Here is a 24763-nt window from a genome sequence, read left to right on the forward strand (position 1 = left end):
CGCGCCCATAGACCAGGACTATGGGCGGCATTGTCAGACAGCGGCTTCCGCCCGCCGGCGTCCCCGCTCATGGTCTTGGACGCATGGAGTGGCGTGGACGATGCTGACGGTAAGCGATTTGCAGGGGCTCTGGGGGCGATCGTTGATCGTGTGGCCGGATGGTCGCCGCGACGAGGCGACGTACGTGTCCTGGCTGCAGGGGCCGACTTATTACATCGACCTGCGGTCTCCATCGCCGCGGCCGGGGTTTATCGGGACGACGTGCCTCGACGATCTCAGCCGCGAGCAGATCATCTGGCTCGCCACGCAGGAAGGCTTTGCCGGTCGCCTGCGGTTCGATGGCGAATTCTTCGAGTGGCAGCGGATCATCGATTTTCAGCCGAAGGCGATCTACTCGGATTGCGGCCGGTTATGGATCGAAGCCGGCATGATGATCGAGGAGGGGCGTGACATCCCCTACATCGAACACTGGCGTCGCCATGCTCAGGTGACGCCGCAGCCCTGCTGGGCCACCCGCCTTCGTGATCGCCAGTCCGGTTGCGATGGCTTCGTCGTCCGCGTCGGTTCGGCCTTCATGTATGCCCGCGGTCGAACGTTTGCCCCGCCGGCCGGGCACACGCTGTCCGAATGTGTGGCGGGAGCAGGCTCGTTGCGAGAGGCGCGGGTGCTGGTCGATTGCGAGGTCTCGATCGGGCGCGTCGATGAATCCGGTTGGATCGTGGAGCGATCGAGCCTGCCGTTTCGCGAGGGAAGCCGCCTCGGCCTTGAAATCAGCGCAAACGGTGCGAAGGCGAGCAGCACAGACGTCACCGCGTCGGGTGTGTCGTGCATGCGGGACTGGGACGTGATCGAAAGCGAGGGCGACATCGCGTTGATCAACGCGGAAGCCGCCACGATGCCGTGAGGAGGCGAACCGAGGTGAGATGTCTCTCAAACCAAGGTCATTGGAGATCGCGATGATTCAGACAGTGTCGAATCGAATTGCAGTGTCGAAGCGGACTGCATTGCGTCTTGCCGCGTTGCTTCTCACGGGATTGCTCGTGGCGTCGGCGACGCCGGCGGCGGCCGCCCCGCGCAACAGCTTCAAGCTCGCCTGGTCGATCTATACCGGCTACATGCCTTGGGCCTATGCCGAGCAGTCCGGCATCCTCAAGAAATGGGCCGACAAGTATCGCATCAAGATCGAGCTCGTTCAGGTCAACGACTATATCGAATCGATCAATCAATACACCGCCGGTCAGTTCGACGCGGTGACCGCGACGACGATGGATGCCTTCACCATTCCGGCGGTTGGCGGTGTCGATACGACCGTTCTGATCCTGGGCGATTACTCGAACGGAAACGATGCCATCGTCCTGAAGGGGAAGGGCAAGACCCTCAAGGACCTGAAGGGCGCGACCGTCAATCTGGTCCAGTACTCGGTGTCGCATTACATGCTCGACCGCGCCCTCAGCATCGCTGGACTGGCGCCGTCCGACGTCAAGGTGCAGAACATTTCGGATGCGGACTTCCTGGCCGCCTTCAAGACGCCGGATGTCAAGGCCGTTGCAGCCTGGAATCCGGCGCTGGCGCAGATCGAAGAGCTGCCTGACATCAGCATCGTCTTCCAGTCGACGCAGATTCCCGGCGAGCTTCTCGATATCGCGGTGGCGAACACGGCGGTCCTGCGGGAGAATCCGGATTTCGGGAAGGCTATGGTCGGCGCTTGGTTCGAGGCATTGGCGGCGATGCGTTCGGAGAATTCCGCCGCCCGGAAGTTCATGGCGAGCGCTTCCGGCACAACCCTCGAAAACTTCGACGCTCAGGTGAAGACGACGCGCTTCTATGCCGATCCCGGTGAAGCCGCAGCCTTCATGAGGACGGCGGAGATGGCCGCCAACATGGATCGCGTCCGGACCTTCTGCTTCGAGCAGAAGCTGATGGGCGCCAGCGCGACATCGAAGGATGCGATCGGTATCGAACTCACGGGGAAGACGATCCTCGGCGATCCGGCCAACGTCAAACTTCGGCTCGATGACAGTTACATGCAGCTTGCTGCCGACGGAAAGCTCTGACGCGTGCGCTGCGAAATCCAGAGGAGACCACATTGATGAGCACGCCGCAGAATTTCTCGTCTATTCCGGTCATCGATATTTCGGCCCTGTTCGGGAACGACGATCGGGACAAGCGCAGGGTTGCCGCAGAGCTCGGCGCTGCCGCGCGCGATGTCGGATTTCTCTACATCCGAGGCCACGGCATCGACGATGCGCTGTTCGAGCGCTTGATCGATGCCGCCAAGCGTTTCTTTGCGCAGCCGGTCGAAAAGAAGATGGAAGTCTATATCGGCCATTCGAAGAACCACCGCGGTTATGTGCCCGAGGGTGAGGAAGTGTTCGCGTCGGGCAGCAAGGACAAGAAGGAGGCTTACGATCTGTCCGCCGACCTGCCGGCGACGGATGCCGACTATCTCGCCGGAAATCCGCTGCTGGGGCCGAACCAGTGGCCGGATTGTCCCGGCTTTCGTGAGGCCGTCGGGACCTATTACGACGCGGTGTTCAAGCTCGGCCGCACGCTGATGCAGGGCTTCGCGCTCGCGCTCGGCGAAGCGCCGGACGTGTTCGACCGGCATCTCACCAAGCCGCCGAGCCAGCTCCGGCTGATCCACTATCCGTTCGATGCGTCGGCAGAGGATCGGATGGGGATCGGGGCGCACACCGACTACGAATGCTTCACGCTGCTGAAGTCCACCAGCAGCGGCCTCGAAGTGATGAATGGTGCCGGCGAATGGATCGATGCGCCGCCGGTGCCTGGTGCATTCATCGTCAATATTGGCGACATGCTCGAAATCATGACCAACGGCCACTTCGTTGCGACGTCACACCGTGTGCGCAAGGTGAAGGAGGAGCGCTACTCGTTTCCGTTGTTCTTCTCGCTCGACTACCATACCGAGGTCAGGCCGCTGGACCGGTTCGTCAGCGCCCAGCGGCCGGCAAAACCCAGCCTTGTCGCGGGCGAGCACCTGTTCGCGCAGACCGCGCAGACCTTCAGCTATCAGAAGGCCAGGCTCGCGCGCGGCGAGATCGCCCTGCCGACGAACACTGTCGGGCTGTCGTCATTCGGACGGGACACGGCTGTATCCGCTTAAGCCTGAGCGGCGAAGTAAGGCGGTTCTCGTTCTGGTGAACCGTAATCTTCTGGTGAGCCATGTCTTCTGGTGAGCCATGTCGTCGCACTGTCGGGGTTATGAGGCGCTGCTGCCACGAATTGGCAGCAGCGCCTCTGTATCGTTGTCCGAGGAACGGCGATCGGCCGGTTCCCGAACGAGGAGACGATGCCGTGGATATCCAGTGTCCGTGTGGAGCGGTGCAGCTTCGCATCAGCAGCGCGCCGGTTGCCCAATTCTGGTGTCATTGTGCGGATTGTCGGCGCGTGCACAACGCGGCCTATGTTGGCGAGTCGCTCTATCCGGCGGAGAGCGTCGCGGTACTGAGCGGAGAGACCATCGCCTTCACCTTGCGGACGACGCCGCGCGTCTCCTGTGCACGCTGCGGTTCGCGGCTGTTTGCCGATCTGACCGACATCGGCATGCGCGGCGTCAGCGGCACGCTGCTGCCCGAGGAGGCGTTCGATCCGCAACTGCATATCCATTGTCGGGAAGCGGTCGCGCCGGTGCGGGATGGACTGCCGCATTATCAAACCAAGCCGGTCGCCTTCGGCGGCGAAGACGACGCCATGATGGCGTGGTGACGAGACGCGTCCCTTCACGGTTGCCGGTGCCGATCTGCGGAACGTTCTAAAAACGCGGCTTTCCCTTCTGGCGCGTCGTGCTTAGAACCGGGTCTGGAACAAGCAAAACCAGACAATGGTCATGGGCATGAAAAACGTCTTCTACGTGAAATACCTGTCGGATGATGTCTTCAAGGAAATCGTCGCGGAGGAGAGCAGCATCAAGCTGACGCGGCTGGACAATGACAGTCCTGAGGCGGAGGCGAATCCGGTGCTGGCGACGGCCCATGCCTATCAGATCGGCGCCTCGCGCGACGAGATCGCGCCGCAATACCACGCGACGGCGGAGTTGCTGGCGCGCTGCCCGAAGCTGCTGGTGGTGTCCAGCAACGGCGCCGGCTACGACACGGTGGATGTGGATGCCTGCACCAAGGCCGGCGTGCTGGTTCTCAACCAGGCGGGCGGCAATGCGCAGTCTGTCGCCGAGCATGCGCTCGGCATGATGCTGACGCTGTCGAAGCGCATCGTCGAGGTCGACAAGGCATTGCGCCGCGAGGGACCGTTCGAGCGCATCAACTACAAAGGCGGCGAAACTTATGGCAAGACCGTCGGTATCATCGGCATCGGCCATACCGGCGGCCGGCTGGCCGCGATGTGCCGAAGCGCGCTGAACATGACCGTGCTCGCCTACGATCCCTATCTCGGCGACAACGAGATCACCGCCCGCGGCGCGAAGAAGGTCAAGCTCGAACAATTGCTCAAGCAGTCGGACTTCGTGTCGGTGCATTGCCCGCTGAACGACGAGACCCGCAACATGATCGGCGAGGCGCAGTTCGCGATGATGCAGCCGCACGCGATCTTCGTCACCACGGCGCGCGGCTTCATTCATGACGAAAAGGCGCTGGAAGAGGCGCTGCGCGCGCGCACCATCGCCGCCGCCGGTCTCGACGTGTGGATGAAGGAGCCGCCGCCGCACGACCATCCGCTGATGCAGTTCGACAACGTGGTGGTCAGTCCGCATACCGCAGGCGTGACGCGCGATGCCCGCCGCAACATCGCGAAGATCGCCGCCGAACAGTTGATCGAGACCCTGGCGGGCCGGCGTCCGCCGCGGATTATCAATCCGGAAGTCTGGCCGGTCTATGCGAAGCGGTTCGAGCAGGAGTTCGGCCGCGCGCCGGGCTGAGCGATCGAACGCGTGGCCGGCTCAGTTGGCTGGTTATTCCGGGGGCCTCACACCCGTCTTGAGGACCCCTCAGCCTATTGCCTGCTACCGCCGACCTTTGCATAACATCACCGTCACAAGCGTTGTGAGCGGGGCAGCCGCGGCCGTCCTTGCAGGCTATCGGGTCGTTTGCGTTGCGGCTTGCGGTTGATGCCGGCTCACCTCTGAGGGCAGTGAGCGTGATTTCTGCGGAACAGTTTCGGCGCATTGCATTCTGGTCCAGCGAACTGACCGAGACGGAGTTCGAGCGCGCGCGGCGTGGCACGGTCGAGCGGACCTATTCGAAAGGCTCGTACATCTGCCATCGCGGCGACAGGCTGGATGTCTGGATCGGTGTCGCGGAGGGGCTGCTCAAGCTCGGCACGATGTCCGAGACCGGCAAGGATGTCACGCTCACCGGCTTGCGCACCGGCGTCTGGTTCGGCGAAGGCAGTGTGCTGAAGGATGAGCCTCGGCAATACGACCTCGCCGCGCTTCGCGACACTCGGCTTGCGCTGATGAGCCGGCCCACCTTCCTTTGGCTGTTCGAGAACAGCGTCGGCTTCAACCGTTTTCTGGTGCGGCAGCTCAACGAGCGGCTGGGACAATTCATCGCACTGGTGGAATACGATCGCACCTTCAACGCGACCGCGCGGTTGGCACGCAACATCGCCTGGCTGTTCAACCCGGTGCTTTATCCGCAAGGCGAGAGCTATCTCGAGATCAGCCAGGAAGAGATGGGGCTGCTGTCGGGGATATCGCGGCCGGCAGCCAGCGAGGCCTTGAAGACCCTGGAAGCCCGGGGACTGATCAAGCGCGAGCGGATGGGGATCGTGGTTCGGGATCCGGCAAAGCTGCTCCAGCAGCGCGACTAGCGCTCGCTCAAAACCTTCTCTCCCACACGTAGCCAACCACCCGCCTATTTGTCTGTCAAGCTGGACCTTGTTGGGAGATTGGCCGGGTGTAAGGTGAGCTACCTTATGCGGAATACGCGGGGGAGAGCCCGCGAACCCGCATCAATCAAGAACAACACGCGCGAACCAACGTGCCGGAAGCGATACGGGAGGGAGTGCGCTCAATGTCGGTTGGTGGATCGTTGGATACGTTCCCCAAGCTGCTTCGCCGCAATGCGGCCCGGTTCGGCAAACAGCCGGCCTTTCGGCACAAGGATCTCGGCATCTGGCAGACATGGAGTTGGGCCGAGACGCTCGACAATGTGTGCGCCTACGCGATCGGTTTGCAGCGGCTCGGGCTGAAACAGGGCGACACGATCGCGATCGTCGGCGCCAATCGGCCGAGGCTGTATTGGACGGTGCTGGCTGCGCAGATGCTGCGCGCGATTCCCGTGCCGGTCTATTCCGACGCCGTGGCCGATGAGCTCGCCTATGTGCTCGGCCATGCGGATGTCAGCTTCGTCGCGGCGCAGGACCAGGAGCAGGTCGACAAGGTGCTGTCGATCTCCGGGCGCGTGCCGCGTCTGCGGCAGATCGTCTATGACGAGCCGCGCGGCCTGCGTGACTACGATCACGCACGGCTGGTGCCGATCGAGCAGGTGATCGCCGAGGGGCGGGCGTTGCTTGCGGCCGATCCGTCGCGCGCGGCTGACGCCGATGCCTTGATCGATCAGGGGGACGGCTCGGACATCTCGATCATTCTCTATACGTCCGGCACCACCGGCACATCCAAGGGCGTCGTCTTGTCGGCGAAGGGCTGCATCGACGCGGCGACCGACACGGTCACCTTCGACAGGTTGACGGAGAAGGATGTCGCGCTGGCCTATCTGCCGCTGGCGTGGGTCGGCGATCATTACCTGAATTACGCGCAAGGGCTCGTGTCCGGCTTCTGCATGGCGTGTCCGGAGGGGCCTGAGACGGTGGAGCAGGATCTGCGGGAGATCGGCCCGACCTTCTACTTCGCCCCGCCGCGCGTGTTCGAGACCATGCTGACGCGGCTGATGATCCGCATGGAGGATGCGGCGGCGATCAAGCGGCATATCTTTCATTACTTCTTGAAGGTGGCCCGGCGGCATGGCGAAGCCATCCTCACCGGCAAGCCGGTGCCGCTGTCGGGACGGCTGATGTATACGCTCGGCCGGCTGCTGGTCTATGAGCCGCTGAAGAATGTGCTTGGGCTGTCGCGGGTGCGCGTCGCCTATACGGCGGGCGAGGCGATCGGTCCGGACCTGTTCGTGTTCTACCGGTCGATCGGGCTGAATCTCAAGCAGCTCTACGGCCAGACCGAAGCGTTCCTCTACGTCACCTGCCAGCCGGATGGTGAAATCTACGCCGATACGGTCGGGCCGCCGGCACCGAATGTCGATATCCGCATCGCCGAGTCCGGCGAGGTCCAGTTCCGCTCGCCCGGCATGTTCGTTCAGTATTTCAAGGACAGTGCGAAGACTGCGGAGGCGATGACGCCGGACGGCTACGTGAAGACCGGCGATGCCGGCTTCTTCGACGAGAAGACCGGACACCTGAAGATTGTCGATCGTGCCAAGGACGTCGGCCGTCTCAAGGACGGCACCATGTTCGCGCCGAAATATCTCGAAAACCGGCTGAAGTTCTTCCCGAACATCAAGGAGGCTGTGACGTTCGGCGACGGCCGCGACTTCGTTGCCGCGATGATCAACATCGACCTGACGGCGGTCAGCAACTGGGCCGAGCGCAACAACATCGCCTACAGCTCCTATCAGGAGCTGGCGGCGCATCCGCAGGTCTATGACATGGTGGCGAAGGACATCGCCGCGATGAACCACCTTCTCGCGCAGGAGAAGGTGATGGCCGGCGCCCAGGTGCAACGCTTCCTGATCCTGCATAAGGAGCTTGACGCAGACGATGGCGAGTTGACACGCACGCAGAAGGTGCGCCGCGGCTTCGTCGCCGAACGATATGCGCCATTGCTGGCTGCGTTCTACAGCGGAGCGCAGGAGGCTGACATCAACACCGAGGTCACCTTCGAGGATGGTCGCAAGGGCCGGATCGTGGCGCGGCTGAAGATCCGCGATCTGCGCCCCGAGGCGCTGCCGGCAGGTCTGGAGAAGGCGGCATGAGATCGCCGGATGTCGACGACATTCTGCTGAACGTGGACGGGGTTTCGCTCGCCTTCGGCGGTGTGAAGGCTCTGACCGACGTCTCGTTCAACATCAAGAAGGGCGAAATCCGCGCGATCATCGGCCCGAACGGCGCCGGCAAGACGTCGATGCTGAATGTCATCAATGGCTTCTATCATCCCAATCGCGGCGCCATCACGTTCAAGGGAAAGACACGGCCGCAGATGCGCCCCTATGAGGCCTCACGCGGCGGCATCGCCCGGACGTTTCAGAACGTGGCGCTATTCAAGGGCATGACCGCGCTCGATAACATCATGGCCGGGCGTACGCTGAAGATGAATCGGGGCCTATTCTGGCAGGCGCTTCGCTTCGGACCTGCGCTGCGCGAGGAGCTCGAGCATCGCCGCCGGGTCGAGGAGATCATCGATTTTCTAGAAATCGAAGCGATCCGCAAGGTGCCGGTGGCGCGGCTACCGTATGGCTTGCAGAAGCGGGTCGAGCTGGGCCGGGCTTTGGCGATGGAGCCGGACCTGCTGCTGCTGGACGAGCCGATGGCGGGCATGAACCTCGAAGAGAAGGAGGACATGTCGCGCTTCATCATCGACGTGAACGACTATTACGGCACCACCATCGCCCTGATCGAGCACGACATGGGCGTCGTGATGGATCTGTCGAACCGCGTCGTAGTGCTCGACCATGGCATCAAGATCGCCGACGGCACGCCGGATCAGGTCAAGGCGGATCGGGCGGTGATCGACGCTTATCTCGGCGTAGCGCATTAGGAGTTGTCGCTTGATCGCATTCGGCCAGTTTCTCGAGGTGCTCATCGGCGGTCTGCTCTCCGGCGTTCTGTACTCGCTGGTTGCGCTCGGCTTCGTGCTAATCTTCAAGGCCTCCGGCGTGTTCAATTTCGCGCAAGGGGCGATGGTGCTGCTTGCGGGGCTTGCCCTGGTTCGCACGCTGGATTTTCTGGTGGCGCATGGCCTGCCGTTCTGGGGCGCGGTGATCCTCGGCCTGCTGTTCGCCGCCGCCGTCATGGCGCTCGCTGCCTTCGTCATCCAGCGTTATGTGCTCGGGCCGCTGGTCAACCAGGACGCGTTGACGCTCTTCATGTCGACGATCGGCATCACCTTCGTCCTCGAAGGGCTGTCGCAGATGGTGTTCGGCGCGGAGAATTATTCGCTCAAGCTGTTTCCGACCGACGCCTGGTTCCTGTTCGAGAGCACGTTTCCTGGCGGCATCCTGGTCAGCAAGCTCGATGTCTGGGGCGGGCTGATCGCGGGCATCCTCGTCGTCGGGCTGGCGATCTTCTTCCAGCGGACCAAGACCGGCCGCGCGCTGCGGGCGGTCGCGGACGATCACACGGCCGCGCAGTCGGTCGGCATTCCGATCGCGTGGATCTGGTTCGTGGTGTGGCTGGTCGCAGGGCTCGTCGCGCTGGTCGCTGCGACCGTGTGGGGCACCAAGCTCGGCGTGCAGTTCTCGATCACGTTCCTGGCGCTGAAGGCGCTGCCGGTGCTGATCATCGGCGGCTTCACCTCCATTCCCGGCGCGATCGTCGGCGGGCTGATCATCGGTGCCGGCGAGAAGCTCGCGGAGGTCTATCTCGGCCCTTCGATCGGCGGCGGCATCGAATACTGGTTCGGCTTCGTGCTGGCGCTGGCGGTGTTGATGGTGCGGCCGCAGGGGCTGTTCGGCGAGCGGATCATCGAGCGGATCTGAGGAGGACGGATGCTTTACCGCGAGGCAGGCCAGTTCAAGACCACCTACGCCCAGGACATGGCGATGTTTTCGATTCGCCAGGATCGGCTGGCGTTCGCGCTGTTGCTTGCGGCCGTGTTCATCGGCGTGCCGCTGCTTGCCAGCCTGCACGCCTGGCCGTTCGGCAACGAGTATCTGATCCGCGCGATTCTGATCCCGTTCCTGATCCTGTCGCTGGCGGCGATCGGCGTGAACATCCTGGTCGGCTATTGCGGGCAGATCTCGCTCGGCAGCGGCGCGTTCATGGCGGTGGGAGCCTACAGCGCCTACAAGTTCGGGACCGGCATCCATATTCCGCTGACCGCGCTTGGGACGACGATCGCGATCCCGCCGCTGCCGGTGCTGCTCTCGATCCTGCTGGGTGGATTGATGGCCGCCTTGGCGGGCATTCTGTTCGGGATACCGAGCCTGCGCATCAAGGGACTTTATCTTGCGGTGGCGACGCTGGCGGCGCAGTTCTTCTTCGACTGGGTGTTCCTGCGCGTGCCGTGGTTCACCAACTACTCCTCGTCGGGCTCCGTCAACGCCCCGGCGCTGACGTTCTTCGGCGCCACGCTGAACTCGCCGATCGAGCGGTACTTCATCTGCCTGATCTTCGTCACGGCCTTCGCGCTGCTCGCCAAGAACCTCGTGCGCGGCAACATCGGCCGGCAATGGATGGCGATTCGCGACATGGATATCGCCGCAGAGCTGATGGGCATCCGTCCGCTCTATGCCAAGCTGACCGCCTTCGCCGTGTCGTCGTTCATCGTCGGCGTCGCCGGCGCGCTGTGGGCGTTCGTCTATCTCGGCTCGTGGGAGCCGCTCGCCTTTTCGATCGATCGCTCGTTCCAGTTGTTGTTCATGGTGATTATCGGCGGGCTGGGCTCGATCCTCGGCGCGTTCCTGGGCGCCGCCTTCATCCTGGTGCTGCCGATCGCGCTCGATCAGATCCCACATGCGCTCGGCATTCCGGTCTCGGTCGAAACGGTCTCACTGCTGACTTTCGTCGTGACCGGCGCGCTCATCTGTTATCTCCTGATCGTCGAGCCGCATGGCTTTGCGCGACTGTGGTCGACGGCGAAGGAGAAGTTGCGGCTGTGGCCTTACCCGTACTGAAGGTGAGGTTTCGAACGCACGGTTAGCCTGTGATGTGAGCAGCAGGCGGTACTGAGGATAAACAAGCTCGCAGGAAGCGACCGGCGGCGTCGCCGGGAAACAAGGAGGAAGCGATGCTTCGAACAACGTTGATCCTGGCGGCGGCCGCGATCGGTGCGTCTGCCGCGGCTGCGCCGGCTCTGGCGCAACAGAACGAGCAATACATGCCGGCGCTGGTCTATCGCACCGGCCCTTACGCGCCGAACGGCATTCCGTTCGCCAACGGCGTGATGGACTACTGGAATCTCGTCAACGAGCGCGATGGCGGCGTCAACGGCGTCAAACTCGTGGGCGAGGAATGCGAAACCGGCTACGCCACCGACAAGGGGGTCGAATGCTATGAGCGCATGAAGGGCAAGGGGCCGACCGGCGCCTCGTACTTCTCGCCGCTGTCGACCGGGATCACCTTCGCGCTGACGGAGAAGGTACCGGCCGACAAGATTCCGCTTCTGACCATGGGCTACGGCCGCTCGGAAAGCCGTGACGGTTCGGTGTTCCCGTGGAATTTCATCGCCGCCGGCAGCTATTGGACTGCGGCCGACGTGGCGATCCAGCATATCGCCAAGGAGTTCGGCGGGCTCGACAAGCTGAAGGGCAAGAAGATCAGCCTCGTCTATCACGACAGCCCCTATGGCAAGGAGCCGATTCCGGCGCTGGAGGCGCGAGCGAAGCAGGACGGATTCATCTTCAAGGCGATTCCGGTGACGCATCCAGGCGTCGAGCAGAAATCGCAGTGGCTGTCGATCCGGCAGGATCGGCCGGACTATGTGCTGCTGTGGGGGTGGGGTGTGATGAACCCGACGGCGATCTCGGAGGCGGCTGCCGTCGGCTATCCGCGTGACAAGATCATCGGCGTGTGGTGGGCCGGTGCGGAGCCGGATGTGGTGCCGGGCGGCGAGCAGTCGGTCGGCTACAAGGCGCTGATGCTGCAGCATGGCGCGGGCAAGTATCCGGTGCACGCCGATATCGAGAAGTTCCTGATCGCGAAGGGCAAGGCCCAGGTGAAAGCCGAGGATGCGGGCCATGTGCTCTATAACCGTGGCCTGCTGAACTCAATGATCGGCGTCGAGGCCATCCGCACCGCGCAGAAGAAGTTCGGCAACAAGCCGCTCACCGGCGAGCAGATCCGCTGGGGCTTCGAGAACCTCGATCTCACGGCGGCGCGCATCAAGGAGCTCGGCTTCGAAGGTATGATCCAGCCGATGAAGTTCTCCTGCATGGACCATCAGGGGGCGGACGTCGCTCGCGTTCAGCAGTGGGACGGCAAAGGCTGGAAGATCATCTCCGACTACTACACCGCGGATCGCAAGATCCTCGATGCGATGGTCAAGGATGCCGCGGCGAAGTACGCCACGGAGAAGAAGATCACGCCGCGCGACTGCTCGAAGGAGAGCTGATCGGCGTGTGACGATCGGGAGAGCGGTGACGCTCTCCCGGCCCGTGGTGTGACCAGTCGGAGAATGCCGGTGACGAATTCAGCCGCCGTGGCCAAGTCAGACGAAGCGAAGCCGTTCCTGTCGATCAACAACATCGAGGTGGTCTACAACCACGTCATCCTGGTGTTGAAAGGCGTATCGTTGCAGGTGCCGGCGGGTGGCATCGTTGCGCTGCTCGGCGCCAACGGCGCGGGTAAGACGACGACACTGAAGGCGGTCTCGAACCTGCTGCATGCCGAACGCGGCGAGGTCACCAAGGGCTCGATCGTGTTCGACGGCGCGGAGGTGCAGTCGCTGTCCCCGAACGAGGTGGTGCAGCGCGGCTGTATTCAGGTGATGGAGGGACGGCGCTGCTTCGCCCATCTCACCATCGAGGACAATCTGATGACCGGAGCGTTCACGCGTCGTGACGGCAAGGCCGCGATCGCCGCCGATCTCGATCGGGTCTACACCTACTTCCCGCGTCTGCGGGAGCGGCGGATGTCGATCGCGGGCTACACGTCCGGCGGCGAGCAGCAGATGTGCGCGATCGGCCGCGCCCTGATGTCGCGTCCGCGCATGATCCTGCTCGACGAACCGTCGATGGGGCTTGCGCCGCAGATCGTCGAGGAGATCTTCGAGATCGTCCGCGATCTCAACCGCAAGGAGCGGGTTTCCTTCCTGCTCGCCGAGCAGAATACGACGATGGCGCTGCGCTATGCCGACCATGGCTACATTCTGGAGAACGGCCGGGTGGTGATGGATGGCGAGGCGCGGGCGCTGTCGACCAACGAGGATGTCAAAGAATTCTATCTCGGCATTGCCGGCGACAAGCGGAAGTCATTTCGCGAGGTGAAGCACTACAAGCGCCGCAAGCGCTGGCTGGCGTAACGGATGACCATGAGCAGCAGCTATTACGACGATCTCGAGGTGAGGCCGGCTCCAATGCGCGAGCAGGCGATCGCGGAGCGTTTGCCTGCGACGATTGCCGCGGCGCTGAAGGCTCCCGGCTGGGCCCGGCAGCTCGCCGGCGTCGATCCTGCGGCCGTCACCTCGCGCGAGGCGCTGGCGAAGCTGCCGTTGCTGCGCAAGTCCGATCTCGTTGCCTTGCAGAAGGCCGCGCCGCCGTTCGGCGGCTTCAACACGGTGGCGCCGGGTCAGGCCAAGCGCATCCTGATGTCGCCGGGGCCGATCTTCGAATTTCAGGCGCTTGGTGAGGACATTTATGGTGCAGGCCGAGCTGCGTTCGCCGCTGGCATCCGGGCTGGCGATATCGCCATCAATTGCTTTTCCTATCATCTGACGCCGGGCGCCTATGTGCTGGAGACCGGACTGGAGGCGGTGGGCTGCGCCGTCATCCCCGGCGGTGTCGGCAACACCGAGCAGCAGGTGGATGCGATCGCCCATGTGCGCCCATCCGCCTATGCGGGCACGCCGGATTTCCTGAAGGTGCTGCTCGATCATGCCGCGAAGACGGGCAGGGATGTGTCGTCGCTGAGGCGTGGACTCGTTTCGGGCGCGGCGCTGCCGCCGTCGTTGCGCGATGAGCTTAGGATCCGTGGCGTGTCCGTGCTGCAGTGTTATGCGATTGCCGAGGCCGGCGTGATCGCCTACGAGTCGAGCGCGCGCGAGGGCTTGATCGTCGCTGAGCATCTCTTGGTGGAGATCGTCAAGCCGGGCACCGGCGATCCGGTCGCCGACGGCGAGGTCGGCGAGGTGGTCGTCACCTCGTTCAATCCGTTCTATCCGATGATCCGGCTCGCTACGGGAGACCTGTCGGCGGTGTTGCCGGGGGAATCGCCCTGCGGGCGGACCAACATGCGCATCCGGGGCTGGCTCGGCCGGGCGGATCAGACCACCAAGGTCAAGGGCATGTTCGTTCACCCCGGTCAGGTCGTGGAGGTCGGCAAGCGCCACCCACAACTCGGCCGCGTGCGGCTTGTGGTGACCCGCGCGAACGAGCAGGACCAGATGACGCTGCATGCCGAATGCGCCATGCCGTCGCAGGCATTGGTGCAGGAGGTCGGTGTCACGTTGCAGGCGGTGACCAAGCTGCGCGGCGAGGTCGCGCTGGTCGCGCCGGCCAGTCTGCCGAACGACGGCAAGGTGATCGCCGACGAGCGGCCGGTTTAGTCCACCGCTCGGAAAGCGTGCGGCTTGCAGCCGTTCGTACCTTAGGGTGTCACTTGCAGCAACCGCAGTGCCGCTGCAAGCGGGACCCGCAGCCAGTCCGGCCGATTCCGCAGCTCGTGATCGATTTCCTGTACGGCTTTCTGCAGCAGGAAGAAATGCAGCATCCGGTCTGCGGACTGCTTTGACTGCGGCCAGAGTCCGACCCTCGTCAGCGTTTCATCATAGCTGTGCAGGAATGTGGTGATCGATTGCGCCCGCCAGCTCTCCAGTGCGGCACCAAGCCGCCCCTGGTCGTCGGTCGAGACCTTCAGCATACGTTCGCGGACGGCGCCGACGGAGTAATCGATCGAACGGATCACGCCGGCCACGTCGCGCGCCGCCGGCCCCTTGCGCCGCCGCTGCGCGAGCGGCAAATGCGGCTCGCCTTCGAGATTGATGATGTAGATATCGTCCTTCACCACCAGCATCTGCGCGAGGTGAAGATCGCCGTGGGTGCGGATCTTCATCCAGTCGGGCTTGCTCGACAACAGCTCTTCAAATTGACGGTAGAGCTGGTGTTCGGCTGCGAGCAGTTGATCGACCAGCGGTGCCGTCGATTCCGGAATCGAGGCGCGGGCGCGGCGCAGCCGAGCATTGAGGTGCTTCGCCCGCGTCACCGCATCATCGATCAGATGAGCGACATCGTCGGGTGCCGCCGCCTCGGGCCGAAAATCTTCAATATCGTCGCGGCTGGCGAGCGCCGTCTGCATCTCCGCGACACGTTTGCCGGCGAGTGCCATATAGCGCTGGTAGGAGAGCAGCTCGTCGCTCTCGGTGGTGGCGTCGCTGTTGCCGAGCAGCCGCTGTTCGTCGATGAAGCGATCGAGATAGGAGGCGGTGACCGCCCACGCGTCTCCCTGATTCTGGATGAAGGCATGGACGCTGGCGATCGCGGTGCGATGGCCACCATGCACAAGCTTGACCGTGCCGAGCAGCGCCGGCGTGTTGGCAAAGCCTGCGACACCGGACAGGAAGCTGCCGACCTCGATCTCGGGATCGACGCCGCTTTCGAGCTTGCGCTGGATCTTCACGATGTAGTGGTCGCCGGCCTTCACGGTGGTCGAGGCGTGTCCGGTATCGAACAGGCGGATCGGACTGAGCGATTTCGGCGGCTTGGCCGCGAGCGCACCGGTTGCCTCGAACTCGAGCCGGTAGCCGAGCGCCTCGGTCGAGACTTTTGCCCGCATCGCCTGCAGCAACAGCGCGATGAAGTCGGGATTGGCGGCAACGTCCAGCAGGGTGCCCTCGCGAGAGCCTTGGCGTACGGCGGCGAGCGCATTGGGGTTGAACTGCTCGCGGTCGAACGGGTGCCAGTCGATCTGCATCGGGATCAGATAGCGGCCCGCATGCGGTTTCTGGGTATCAACGATCGCCAGCCATGGAACGGCGGTGTTGTCTGCACTGTCGGCAAACGGCACCATCGCAGCGAGCGCTGCGGAAACGGGCTGATTGCCGTTACCGTCGCTGTTGCTCTCGGCTGCGAACCAGCGCATTCGCGAGAAGTAGGTCGGCAGCACGTCGCGGTCGAACACGCCGCGGGTGCGGCCGAGCGACTCCCAGGTGGAGCCGGCCGGAATCACCAGCGTTTCGAATTCCGGCACCAGCGCCGGCGAATCGAGCGGCGAGGCCGGCTTCTCGGTCAGCTTGAACCAGTAGAAGCCATAGGGCGCGAGCGTGATCATGTACGGCCGGTCGCCGATCGTCGGGAATTCGGCGCGGCCGAGCATCTCCAGCGGGATCCGCCCCTTCCAGGGCGACAGGTCGAGTTCGACCGCCTGTGCCGAGCGCGAGAGGTTGGCGACGCACAGGATGACCTCGTCCTGATACTGCCGGACATAGGCGAGCACCGCGCGGTTGCTCGGACGTACGAAGGCCATGCTGCCGCGGCCGAAAGCCAGGGTCGATTTGCGCACGGCGATCAGCCGCTTCATCCAGCTCAAGAGCGAGGAAATGCTGCGCGATTGCGCCTCGACGTTGACCGCCTCGTAGCCGTAGACCGGGTCCATGATCACTGGAGCGAACAGCCGGGCGGGGTCGGCGCGCGAGAAGCCGCCGTTGCGATCGGGCGACCACTGCATCGGCGTGCGAACGCCGTTGCGGTCGCCGAGATAGATGTTGTCGCCCATGCCGATCTCGTCACCGTAATAGACGATCGGCGTTCCCGGAAACGACAGCAGCAGCGAATTCATCAGCTCGATCTTGCGGCGATCGTTGTCCATCAGCGGCGCGAGACGGCGGCGGATGCCGAGATTGATGCGGGCGCGCGGGTCGGCAGCGTAGGTCGACCACAGGTAGTCGCGCTCGCTGTCGGTCACCATCTCCAGCGTCAGCTCGTCGTGGTTGCGCAGGAACATCGCCCACTGGCAGTTGAACGGGATGTCCGGCGTCTGCCGCAGGATATCGGCGATCGGGAAACGGTCCTCCTGGGCGATCGCCATGTAGATGCGCGGCATCAGCGGGAAGTGATAGGCCATGTGGCATTCGTCGCCGTTGCCGAAATAGCTCTGCACATCCTCCGGCCACAGATTGGCTTCGGCGAGGAAGATGCGGTCCTTGGCGTAGGCGTCCATCTGCTTGCGCAGATGTTTGATCACCGCATGGGTTTCGGGAAGGTTGTCGTTGGTGGTCCCTTCGCGTTCGCAGAGATAGGTCACCGCGTCGAGGCGGAAGCCATCGACGCCGGCCTCCAGCCAGCGCTTCATCACCCGCGACACGGCATCGACCACGCGCGGATTATCGAAGTTGAGATCGGGCTGGTGCGAGAAGAAGCGATGCCAGTAATAGGCCTTGGCTTCCGGATCCCAGGTCCAGTTGGATTTCTCGACGTCCGGGAAGACGATGCGCGTGCCTTTGTATTTCTGGTCGCTGTCGCTCCAGACATACCAGTCGCGGGCGCTCGAACCCGGCGGGCTGCGGCGGGCGCGTCGGAACCAGGGATGCTGGTCCGAGGTGTGGTTGATGACGAGCTCGGTGATGACGCGCAGGCCGCGCCGCTTCGCCTCGGCGATGAAGCGGCGGAAGTCCTTCATTGTGCCGAAGTCGGGATTGATCGCGCCGTAGTCGGCGATGTCGTAGCCGTCGTCGCGCCCCGGCGAGGGATAGAACGGCATCAACCAGAGCGCGGTGACGCCGAGATCCTGCAGGTAATCAAGCTTCTCGATCAGTCCGGCGAAGTCGCCGATGCCGTCATTGTTGCTGTCGGCAAACGCCTTGACGTGAAGCTGATAGATGATCGCGTCCTTGTACCACAGGGTGTCGCCCGCTGGGGTGATGGTCGTTCCGGTGTTTCGATGAAGGGAGGCTCTGACGTTCATATCAATTCAAATCGCACCGGTCGAAGGGATCGGCGGGGTGATGTCTGGCGGCCAGCGGCTGCCTTGCTGCCTCTGCCCGCCGTGTTGGGATGCTGTGGCATGCAAAGAAAGATCGTCGCCCGTGTGACGGCCGCCAGCTCAGACGAAAAGAATGTTTGGAACCCGGTTTGGTTCCATGTGGGAACCGTGGAAGGGTAGGATTATCGCGCCAAAAGGCGGCGCCGGCGCACGAACCTGCGCGCGCCGGGCCGCTCTCGGTGTTGATGTCCAGCGGCGGCTCACCATTGAACCGCCGATCCGGAGTGCGGAACGCGCCGCGCCGGTTGATCGGGTCAGTGGATGCGGCAGACGCGGGCGTTGCCGACCCACTGGCCGAACACGTTGTATTGCGGCTGCCAGTAGCAATGACGGTGGCCATAGCCATAGGCGTAGCCGTAATCCGGTCCGGCCGAGGCAGCGATCGCGGTGCCGACGACGGCGGCTCCGAGCAGGCCGGCAGCGATCGCCTTGCCTTTGGGGCCAGCGTGGGCATCCTGAGTCGAGGCGGCGATGCTGCCGGTGATGGCAAGCGCGGCGATGGCGAGGGTGGCAATCTTGGTCTTGATCGACATGGTCAGTCTCCGTTTCCAGGGTTCGCAGCGGGCCGGTGCTGGCCTGCTTGCCCATTTGTCGGGGCCTTGGCGAAAGTGGTTTGAGACGGCGTTCTAGCTTTGTGACTTAGATCACATAGACGTGGATGAGTGCGATCAGCTGCTCCTCGCAAACCGTCCGGGCTCGGATAGCGGCATTAAATCAAATATTTAGGCGGGTTAAACGCGAGAATCCGGCTCGTGCGCCAGCCGTTGCAGGTCGAATCGGGCGACGTCTTGCAGCAAGTCGCAGAACGCCCGCGCACCATGGTCCAGCACGGCGTGGCCCTTGTCGGCGCTGGCCTGCGTCGCGTCACCGACCGCACCGCTCGGGTGCAGGTCCTGCGCCGCCCAGGCAAACGGCACCGGCCGGCCGGCGCTCAACCAGGTGAAATCGCGCGCCATCGCCACGCTGGACGGGGCGAAGTTGGCGATCTTGTCGGTGCGCACCTGATCGGGCCAGGCGGCGAGCATGATCGACGTTTCGATCGCCCCGCCATGGATGCCGTGACGGATTTCGGCGTCGTCGAACAGGCCGTCCGGCACGCCGAATCGCGACCAGCTCGTGGTCACCGCCAGCATCGCGTGCTGTGCACGCAGATCTTGCGCGACCAGGCTCATCGCGGCGCTGTTGCCGCCGTGGCTCGTCACCATCACCAGCTTGCGGATGCCGGCGCGCGCGAGGCTTGCGCCGAGCGCTGACCAGTTTTGCAACGCGATCTCGGTCGGCAGCGTCAATGTGCCGGGAAACGCAATGTGCTCGGTGGAGATGCCGACGGGTTGCTGCGGCAGAAACAGCACCGGCAGCGTCGGCGGCAGCATATCCTTCACCCGCGCGAGATAAGCCTCGCCGATCATGATGTCGGTGCCGAGCGGCAGGTGCGGCCCATGCTGTTCTGTGGCGCCCAGCGGCAGCACCGCGATCAGGCGCGACGGATCGCCGCCCGCAAGCTGCGGCCAGTCGAGGTCGGTCCAGTCATTTGGCGAACGTGCGCGCATGGGGGCCGGTATCCAGGTTGCTTGATCTCCAAAACCCACAGGGAGGATTTTGATTCAAGTCGCAGCAAGGTTAACGTCCGGCGGGGTCCGCAGGGCGATTGCCGCTCGAGCAACAATAGGCCTATTTGGGCCCAAATGGGGGATGGAGTCCAATCATGAGCATCGCCAAGCTTGTGCGATTGTTAACAGTAGCCCTGATCGTTGCGGGAATGCCGGTGCTGGCCGCTGCGCAAACGCCGTCAGCGCCTCAGACTGCTGCCCTCGACAAGGTGTCTTTCGGGACCAACTGGGTGGCGCAGGCGGAACATGGCGGCTTCTTCCAGGCGGTCGCGGACGGCACCTATAAGAGGTATGGCCTCGACGTGACCATCGTGCCCGGCGGGCCCAACGTCAACAACCGCATCCTGATGATCTCGGGCAAGATCGACTTCTTCATGTCGGCGAACTCGCTGCAGACGTTCGATGCGGTGACCAACAACATTCCGACCGTGGCCGTGGCGTCGATGTTCCAGAAGGAGCCGCAGGTCCTGCTCGCGCATCCGGAAGCCAATGTGAAGACGCTCGAGGATCTGAAGCCGCTGACGCTGTTCATCTCGAAGGAAGGCATCGTCAGCTACTTCCAGTGGCTGAAGACCGAGTACGGTTTCGACGAGAACAAGGTGAAGCCCTACACCTTCAACCCGCAGCCGTTCCTCGCTGACAAGAAGAGCGCGATGCAGGGCTATGTGTCGTCCGAGCCGTTCACCGTCGAAAAGCAGGGCGGGTTCAAGCCGAGCATTGTGCTGATCGCCGACTACGGCTTCAACAGCTATTCGACGCTGATCGAAACCCGACGCGCGCTTGCCGAAAGCAAGCCGGATCTGGTGCAGCGGTTCGTCGATGCGTCGATCGTCGGCTGGTATACCTACATCTATGGCGACAACTCCGCCGGCAATGCCATGATCAAGAAGCTCAATCCGGAGATGACCGACGATCTCCTGAAGTTCTCGGTCGAGAAGATGAAGGAGTACGGGATCGTCGATTCCGGCGATACGCTGAAGGACGGGATCGGCGCGATGAGCGATGCACGGATGACGAGCTTCTTTGACAAGATGGTGAAGGCCGGCGTCGTGCGCGCCGATATCGACTATCGCAAGGGCTACACCCTGCGCTTCGTCAACAAGGGCGTGGGATTGAACCTGCGGCCGAAGAACTAGCGGCCGCATGTCCACATCCGCAACCGGCCAGCATGGCAGCGCCGTCAGCCTGCGCGGCGTCACCAAGGTTTTCGCCAGCGGCGTGCAGGGGCTTGGTCCGTTCGACCTTGACGTGGCGGCGGGCGAATTCGTTTCGTTGCTGGGGCCGTCCGGGTGCGGCAAGTCGACGGCGTTGCGCCTGATCGCGGGGCTCACGATGCCGACCTCGGGCACGGTCGCGTTGGACGCGGTTCAGGCGGAGCGGCAGCGCTCGATCGGCTTCGTGTTTCAGGAGCCGACGCTGATGCCGTGGGCAAGCGTGTGGGACAACGTCTATCTTCCGCTCCGCCTGCAACGGCACGGCCGCGACAGCATCCGCGACCGCGTCGATGCAGCCCTGGCCTCGGTCGGGCTTGCGGATTTTGCCAAGGCTTATCCACGCGAACTGTCCGGCGGCATGAAGATGCGCGTCTCGTTGGCGCGTGCGCTGGTCACCGATCCGGACATTCTGTTGATGGATGAGCCGTTCGCGGCGCTCGACGAGATCACGCGGTTTCGCCTCAACAACGACCTGCTCGATCTCTGGCAACGGTCGCGCCGGACGATCGTCTTCGTCACGCATTCGGTGTTCGAGTCGGTGTATCTGTCGCAGCGCGTCGTGGTGATGACGTCCAGGCCCGGACGCGTCAGTGAAGCGTTCGGCATCGGCACGAGCGAACCGCGCGGCGAGACGTTCCGGACCTCGGCCGATTACGTCGGCTATTGCCGCGATGTGTCGCAGGCGCTGGCGCGGGCCAGCGACACGAAGGCCGCATGATGGCAGACGATGTCCGGTCGGCATCTTCGGGAGAGGGCACTGCGGGGATGATCCTGCGATACGCGCTGCCGCTCGGCACGTTCGCGATCGGCCTTCTGGCCTGGGACCTGGTCGTCCGTCTCAATGACATTCCGCCCTATGTGCTGCCGTCGCCGGGGCTGGTGTTTAGCACGCTGGTCCGGGATTGGCCGATCCTGTCGCAGTCGTTGCTGGTGACGCTGCTGACGACGTTCGAGGGATTTGCCGCGGCGGCTGTCGGCGGCATTGCGCTGGCCTTCCTGTTCAACCGGTCACGCCTGCTCGAATACTCGCTGTATCCCTATGCCGTGATCCTGCAGGTCACGCCGGTCGTCGCCATCGCTCCGTTGCTGCTGATCTATCTGCCGCAGCAGGCGGCCGTCGTGGCCTGTGCCTGGATCGTGGCGTTCTTCCCGGTGCTGGCGAACACCACGCTCGGCCTGAACTCGGTCGATCGGAACCTGAAGGAGCTGTTTGCTCTCTATGGCGCCTCGGGCGAACAGACCTTGTGGCATCTGAAACTGCCCTCGGCATTGCCGCACATTCTCGGTGGCCTGCGGATCGCTGGCGGCCTGTCGCTGATCGGCGCGGTGGTGGCGGAGATCGCCGCCGGCTCGGCGGGCGCCGGTTCCGGACTGGCGTACCGGATCGCGGAATCCGGCTACCGCCTCAACATTCCCCGAATGTTCGCGGCGCTGGTGTTGCTCTCCGTCACCGGCATTGTCATCTTCATGACCCTGTCGCTGATATCGCATCTTGTGCTACGTCGCTGGCATGAAAGCGCGCTTGGAAAGGAAAGCTGATGGCCGCCACTGGATCGACCGAAAAGCCCGACGTGCTGGTGTTCGGCCCGCCGAAGCTGACCATCACCAAGGCGCTCGGTGACGGCTTCGTCCAGCACACCTTCGAGAACCAGCGCGACCTCGGCCGGATCGCGCCGGCGATGGCGGAACGTATTCGCGGCATCGCGGTCACCGAGCTGATCCGCGTCGATCAGGCGATGCTGTCGAAATTCCCGAAGCTCGAGATCGTCTCGACCTTCGGCGTTGGTTACGACCATATCGATGTCGGGTATGCACGCGACCACAAGATCGTCGTCACCCATACGCCTGACGTTCTGACCGAGGAAACCGCCGATGCCGCGCTCGGCCTGCTGATCTGTACGGTGCGTGAATACGTCAAGGCGGATCGCTATGTCCGGTCCGGCCTGTGGACGAACCAGCCCTATCCGCTTACGGTCGGCTCGATGCGCGACCGCACCGTCGGTCTGGTCGGCATGGGCCGCATCGGCAAAGCGATCGCCCGCCGGCTGGAGGCGATGAAGATCCCGGTCGTCTACCACGCCCGCCGCGCCGATCCGAACGTGTTGCATCGCCATTATCCGAAGTTGCTCGACATGGCCAAGGCGGTGGATACGCTGGTGGTGATGACGCCGGGCGGTTCGGCCACCAGCAAGCTCGTCAATGCGGACGTCATCAATGCGCTCGGGCCGAACGGCGTGATCGTCAACCTGTCACGCGGCAGCGTCGTTGATGAGGAGGCGCTGATCGAGGCGCTGAAGTCCGGCAGCATCCTGGCGGCGGGCCTCGACGTCTATGCCAACGAGCCGGTGGTGCCGGAAGCGCTGAAGGCACTCTCTAACGTCGTCCTGCTGCCGCATATCGCATCCGCATCGGTGCTGACGCGCGGGGCGATGGATCAGCTCGTGGTCGAGAACATCAAGGATTGGTTCGCCGGCAAGATACCGCCGACGCCGGTTCCGGAAACACCCGTGAAAGGCCGCTGAGCATGGGCCGCCGCAGTCCGTTCTTATCTCTTCGATGGATCGGGGTAGCGGCGGCTATATGGACGATTGCGGGAAACACGCTGTTTTCCGATTGCGCGTCGGCGCAGAATGCGACGGAGCTCGCCAAAGAGATGGTCGGGCAGTGGGAGCTGTCGACGGCGGGCCGCGACCGCACCTGCGTCGTTACCATGAAGGGCGACGCCGCGCCGCTCGGCAAGAAGCTCGAGCTTGAGAAGGCGTGTGCCGACTCGCTGCCGTTCACCAAAGATATCGTCGCCTGGAGCATCAAGGGACTCGACATCGTTCGCCTGCAGGACGGCAAGGGCGAGCCGGTGATCGACTTCACCGAAGTCGAGAGCGGCATCTTCGAAGGCCTGCGCTCCGGCGAAGGCGTGTACATCCTGCAGAACCTGGCGGCGGCCCGCGAGCTCACCCGTTCGACCGATCAGATGATCGGCGACTGGTCCGTGGTGCGCGGCAACGGGCGTGCGATCTGCTCGCTGACGCTGACCAACAACGATGCCGGCAATGACAACTTTCAGCTGTTCGTGAAGCCGCGCTGCGATGCGCTGATCACAGGCTTCGCGCCGACGGCTTGGCGGATGGAACGTGGCGAACTGCTGATGGTCTCGGCCAAGGGCGAGACATGGCGCTTCGAGGCTGACGACAACGCGCAGTGGGAACGGGTGCCGCGCTCGGCCGCCGATCCGGTCCTGCTGGTGCGCCAGTAACCTGGGCGAACGTCAGATCAGCTTCATCGCCCTGAGGCTGGCATGGCCGTTCTTGCCAACAATAACATGATCGTGGATTTCGATGCCGAGCGGCTTGGCGATTTCGACGATCGAGCGCGTCATCTCGATATCGCTGCGCGAGGGTGCCGGATCGCCGGAGGGGTGGTTGTGGACCAGGATCACGGCCGTCGCCGACAGTTCGAGCGCGCGCTTGACCACCTCGCGCGGGTAGACGGGGGTGTGATCGACCGTCCCGGTCTGCTGCACCTCGTCGGCGATCAGTTGGTTGCGCTTGTCGAGAAACAGGATGCGGAATTGCTCGACGTCGGCAAAGGCCATCGCCGTCCGGCAGTAGTCGATCACTGCGGCCCAGGACGCGAGCGTGACGCGATTTTTGATCGCGCCCTTGGCAATGCGGTGCGCGGACGCGGCAATCAGCTTCAGTTCGGTGATGGCCGCCTCGCCGAGGCCGGAGATTTGCGCAAGCCGCGCCTCCGGCGCGTTCACGGCTTCGGCGAACGAGCCGAACGTCGTCACCAGCGTCTTGGCGAGCGGCTTCACGTCGCGCCGCGGAAGCGCCCGAAACAGCACCATCTCCAGCAGCTCGTAGTCGCTCAGCGCGTCGGCGCCTGCGTCGCGGAAGCGGGCGCGCAGCCGTTCACGATGGCCATGATAGTGCGGCATATCGGCGGTTGCGACGGTGGAGGCCTTAGAGTCCGGGGGCATTGGTGTCCGGGGGCGTGCTGCCCGAAGCTGTTCGGATCGTCCACCGAGCATGCCGCAGTGGCGGAGATTTGCAATCGCCAAGACGCAAATCGCCAAGACGCAAATCACCAAGACGCAAGCGTCCG

General features: G+C 63.6%; 22 protein-coding genes. 18 read left to right on the forward strand and 4 right to left on the reverse strand.

Going from position 1 to position 24763, the window contains the following annotated elements; all coding sequences use genetic code 11:
- The first annotated feature begins 100 nt into the window (after window positions 1-100).
- The 13 genes from X566_RS10885 (at window position 101) to X566_RS10945 (ending at window position 14404) form a co-directional block, all read left to right on the forward strand.
- Window positions 101-904 (forward strand): hypothetical protein, encoded by an 804-nt coding sequence (locus X566_RS10885; protein WP_081740135.1) that lies wholly within the window; start codon window positions 101-103, stop codon window positions 902-904.
- Window positions 905-956: 52 nt separating this feature from the next.
- Window positions 957-2054 (forward strand): putative urea ABC transporter substrate-binding protein, encoded by a 1098-nt coding sequence (locus X566_RS10890; protein WP_051444195.1) that lies wholly within the window; start codon window positions 957-959, stop codon window positions 2052-2054.
- Between the two features lie 35 nt (window positions 2055-2089).
- Window positions 2090-3124, forward strand: a complete 1035-nt coding sequence (locus tag X566_RS10895; protein WP_034466094.1) for an isopenicillin N synthase family oxygenase — start codon at window positions 2090-2092, stop codon at window positions 3122-3124.
- A 98-nt stretch (window positions 3125-3222) separates the two neighbouring features.
- On the forward strand, window positions 3223-3726 hold the full coding sequence (locus tag X566_RS25445) for a GFA family protein (RefSeq protein WP_081740136.1): 504 nt from the start codon (window positions 3223-3225) through the stop codon (window positions 3724-3726).
- Window positions 3727-3841: 115 nt separating this feature from the next.
- A complete protein-coding gene (locus X566_RS10905) occupies window positions 3842-4891 on the forward strand; it encodes a hydroxyacid dehydrogenase (protein WP_034466100.1) in 1050 nt (349 codons plus the stop codon).
- A 218-nt stretch (window positions 4892-5109) separates the two neighbouring features.
- The gene (locus tag X566_RS10910) at window positions 5110-5784 is read left to right on the forward strand and encodes a Crp/Fnr family transcriptional regulator (protein WP_034468368.1); all 675 of its coding nucleotides are present in this window, start codon (window positions 5110-5112) and stop codon (window positions 5782-5784) included.
- Between the two features lie 203 nt (window positions 5785-5987).
- Entirely contained in the window at window positions 5988-7958 is a 1971-nt protein-coding gene (locus X566_RS10915) for an AMP-binding protein (protein ID WP_034466102.1), read from the forward strand.
- Window positions 7955-8740 (forward strand): ABC transporter ATP-binding protein, encoded by a 786-nt coding sequence (locus X566_RS10920; RefSeq protein ID WP_034466103.1) that lies wholly within the window; start codon window positions 7955-7957, stop codon window positions 8738-8740. The genes X566_RS10915 and X566_RS10920 overlap by 4 nt, the downstream gene beginning before the upstream one ends.
- Window positions 8741-8750: 10 nt before the next feature.
- Window positions 8751-9680 carry a branched-chain amino acid ABC transporter permease gene (locus X566_RS10925; protein ID WP_206538694.1) on the forward strand — a complete coding sequence of 310 codons (930 nt, stop codon included), beginning with the start codon at window positions 8751-8753 and terminating at the stop codon, window positions 9678-9680.
- A gap of 9 nt (window positions 9681-9689) precedes the next feature.
- Complete coding sequence (locus X566_RS10930; RefSeq protein WP_034466104.1) at window positions 9690-10817, forward strand: branched-chain amino acid ABC transporter permease; 1128 nt, start codon at window positions 9690-9692, stop codon at window positions 10815-10817.
- A 113-nt stretch (window positions 10818-10930) separates the two neighbouring features.
- The gene (locus X566_RS10935) at window positions 10931-12253 is read left to right on the forward strand and encodes an ABC transporter substrate-binding protein (protein ID WP_034466106.1); all 1323 of its coding nucleotides are present in this window, start codon (window positions 10931-10933) and stop codon (window positions 12251-12253) included.
- Window positions 12254-12316: 63 nt separating this feature from the next.
- Window positions 12317-13162: an ABC transporter ATP-binding protein gene (locus X566_RS10940; protein WP_034466109.1), complete on the forward strand. Its 846-nt coding sequence runs from the start codon at window positions 12317-12319 to the stop codon at window positions 13160-13162.
- 9 nt (window positions 13163-13171) lie between these two features.
- Window positions 13172-14404 carry a phenylacetate--CoA ligase family protein gene (locus X566_RS10945; protein WP_034466112.1) on the forward strand — a complete coding sequence of 411 codons (1233 nt, stop codon included), beginning with the start codon at window positions 13172-13174 and terminating at the stop codon, window positions 14402-14404.
- A gap of 41 nt (window positions 14405-14445) precedes the next feature.
- Here X566_RS10945 and treS read toward each other — a convergent pair whose 3' ends face one another.
- The 3 genes from treS to X566_RS10960 all read right to left on the reverse strand — a co-directional run bounded on the left by treS (window position 14446) and on the right by X566_RS10960 (window position 19385).
- Window positions 14446-17757 carry a maltose alpha-D-glucosyltransferase gene (gene treS / locus X566_RS10950; RefSeq protein WP_034466114.1) on the reverse strand — a complete coding sequence of 1104 codons (3312 nt, stop codon included), beginning with the start codon at window positions 17755-17757 and terminating at the stop codon, window positions 14446-14448.
- 332 nt (window positions 17758-18089) lie between these two features.
- On the reverse strand, window positions 18090-18368 hold the full coding sequence (locus X566_RS10955) for a hypothetical protein (protein ID WP_034466116.1): 279 nt from the start codon (window positions 18366-18368) through the stop codon (window positions 18090-18092).
- A gap of 198 nt (window positions 18369-18566) precedes the next feature.
- Complete coding sequence (locus X566_RS10960) at window positions 18567-19385, reverse strand: creatininase family protein (RefSeq protein WP_034466118.1); 819 nt, start codon at window positions 19383-19385, stop codon at window positions 18567-18569.
- A 155-nt stretch (window positions 19386-19540) separates the two neighbouring features.
- On the opposite strand from X566_RS10960, the gene X566_RS10965 reads away from it, so the two are divergent.
- Genes X566_RS10965 through X566_RS10985 form a run of 5 tightly spaced genes read left to right on the forward strand, consistent with a single transcriptional unit; the run spans window position 19541 to window position 23912 of the window.
- Entirely contained in the window at window positions 19541-20581 is a 1041-nt protein-coding gene (locus X566_RS10965) for an ABC transporter substrate-binding protein (RefSeq protein ID WP_034466119.1), read from the forward strand.
- 7 nt (window positions 20582-20588) lie between these two features.
- Window positions 20589-21377, forward strand: a complete 789-nt coding sequence (locus X566_RS10970) for an ABC transporter ATP-binding protein (protein WP_034466121.1) — start codon at window positions 20589-20591, stop codon at window positions 21375-21377.
- Window positions 21378-21424: 47 nt separating this feature from the next.
- Window positions 21425-22198 carry an ABC transporter permease gene (locus X566_RS10975; RefSeq protein WP_244434718.1) on the forward strand — a complete coding sequence of 258 codons (774 nt, stop codon included), beginning with the start codon at window positions 21425-21427 and terminating at the stop codon, window positions 22196-22198.
- Window positions 22198-23181: a 2-hydroxyacid dehydrogenase gene (locus X566_RS10980; RefSeq protein WP_034466125.1), complete on the forward strand. Its 984-nt coding sequence runs from the start codon at window positions 22198-22200 to the stop codon at window positions 23179-23181. The genes X566_RS10975 and X566_RS10980 overlap by 1 nt, the downstream gene beginning before the upstream one ends.
- A 2-nt stretch (window positions 23182-23183) precedes the next feature.
- Window positions 23184-23912 carry an AprI/Inh family metalloprotease inhibitor gene (locus X566_RS10985; RefSeq protein WP_081740137.1) on the forward strand — a complete coding sequence of 243 codons (729 nt, stop codon included), beginning with the start codon at window positions 23184-23186 and terminating at the stop codon, window positions 23910-23912.
- 12 nt (window positions 23913-23924) lie between these two features.
- Here the strand turns inward: X566_RS10985 and radC are convergent, their stop codons facing one another.
- Window positions 23925-24638 (reverse strand): RadC family protein, encoded by a 714-nt coding sequence (radC, locus tag X566_RS10990; protein WP_051444014.1) that lies wholly within the window; start codon window positions 24636-24638, stop codon window positions 23925-23927.
- Window positions 24639-24763: the final 125 nt, after the last annotated feature.

This window comes from Afipia sp. P52-10 (assembly GCF_000516555.1).
Classification (GTDB): domain Bacteria; phylum Pseudomonadota; class Alphaproteobacteria; order Rhizobiales; family Xanthobacteraceae; genus P52-10.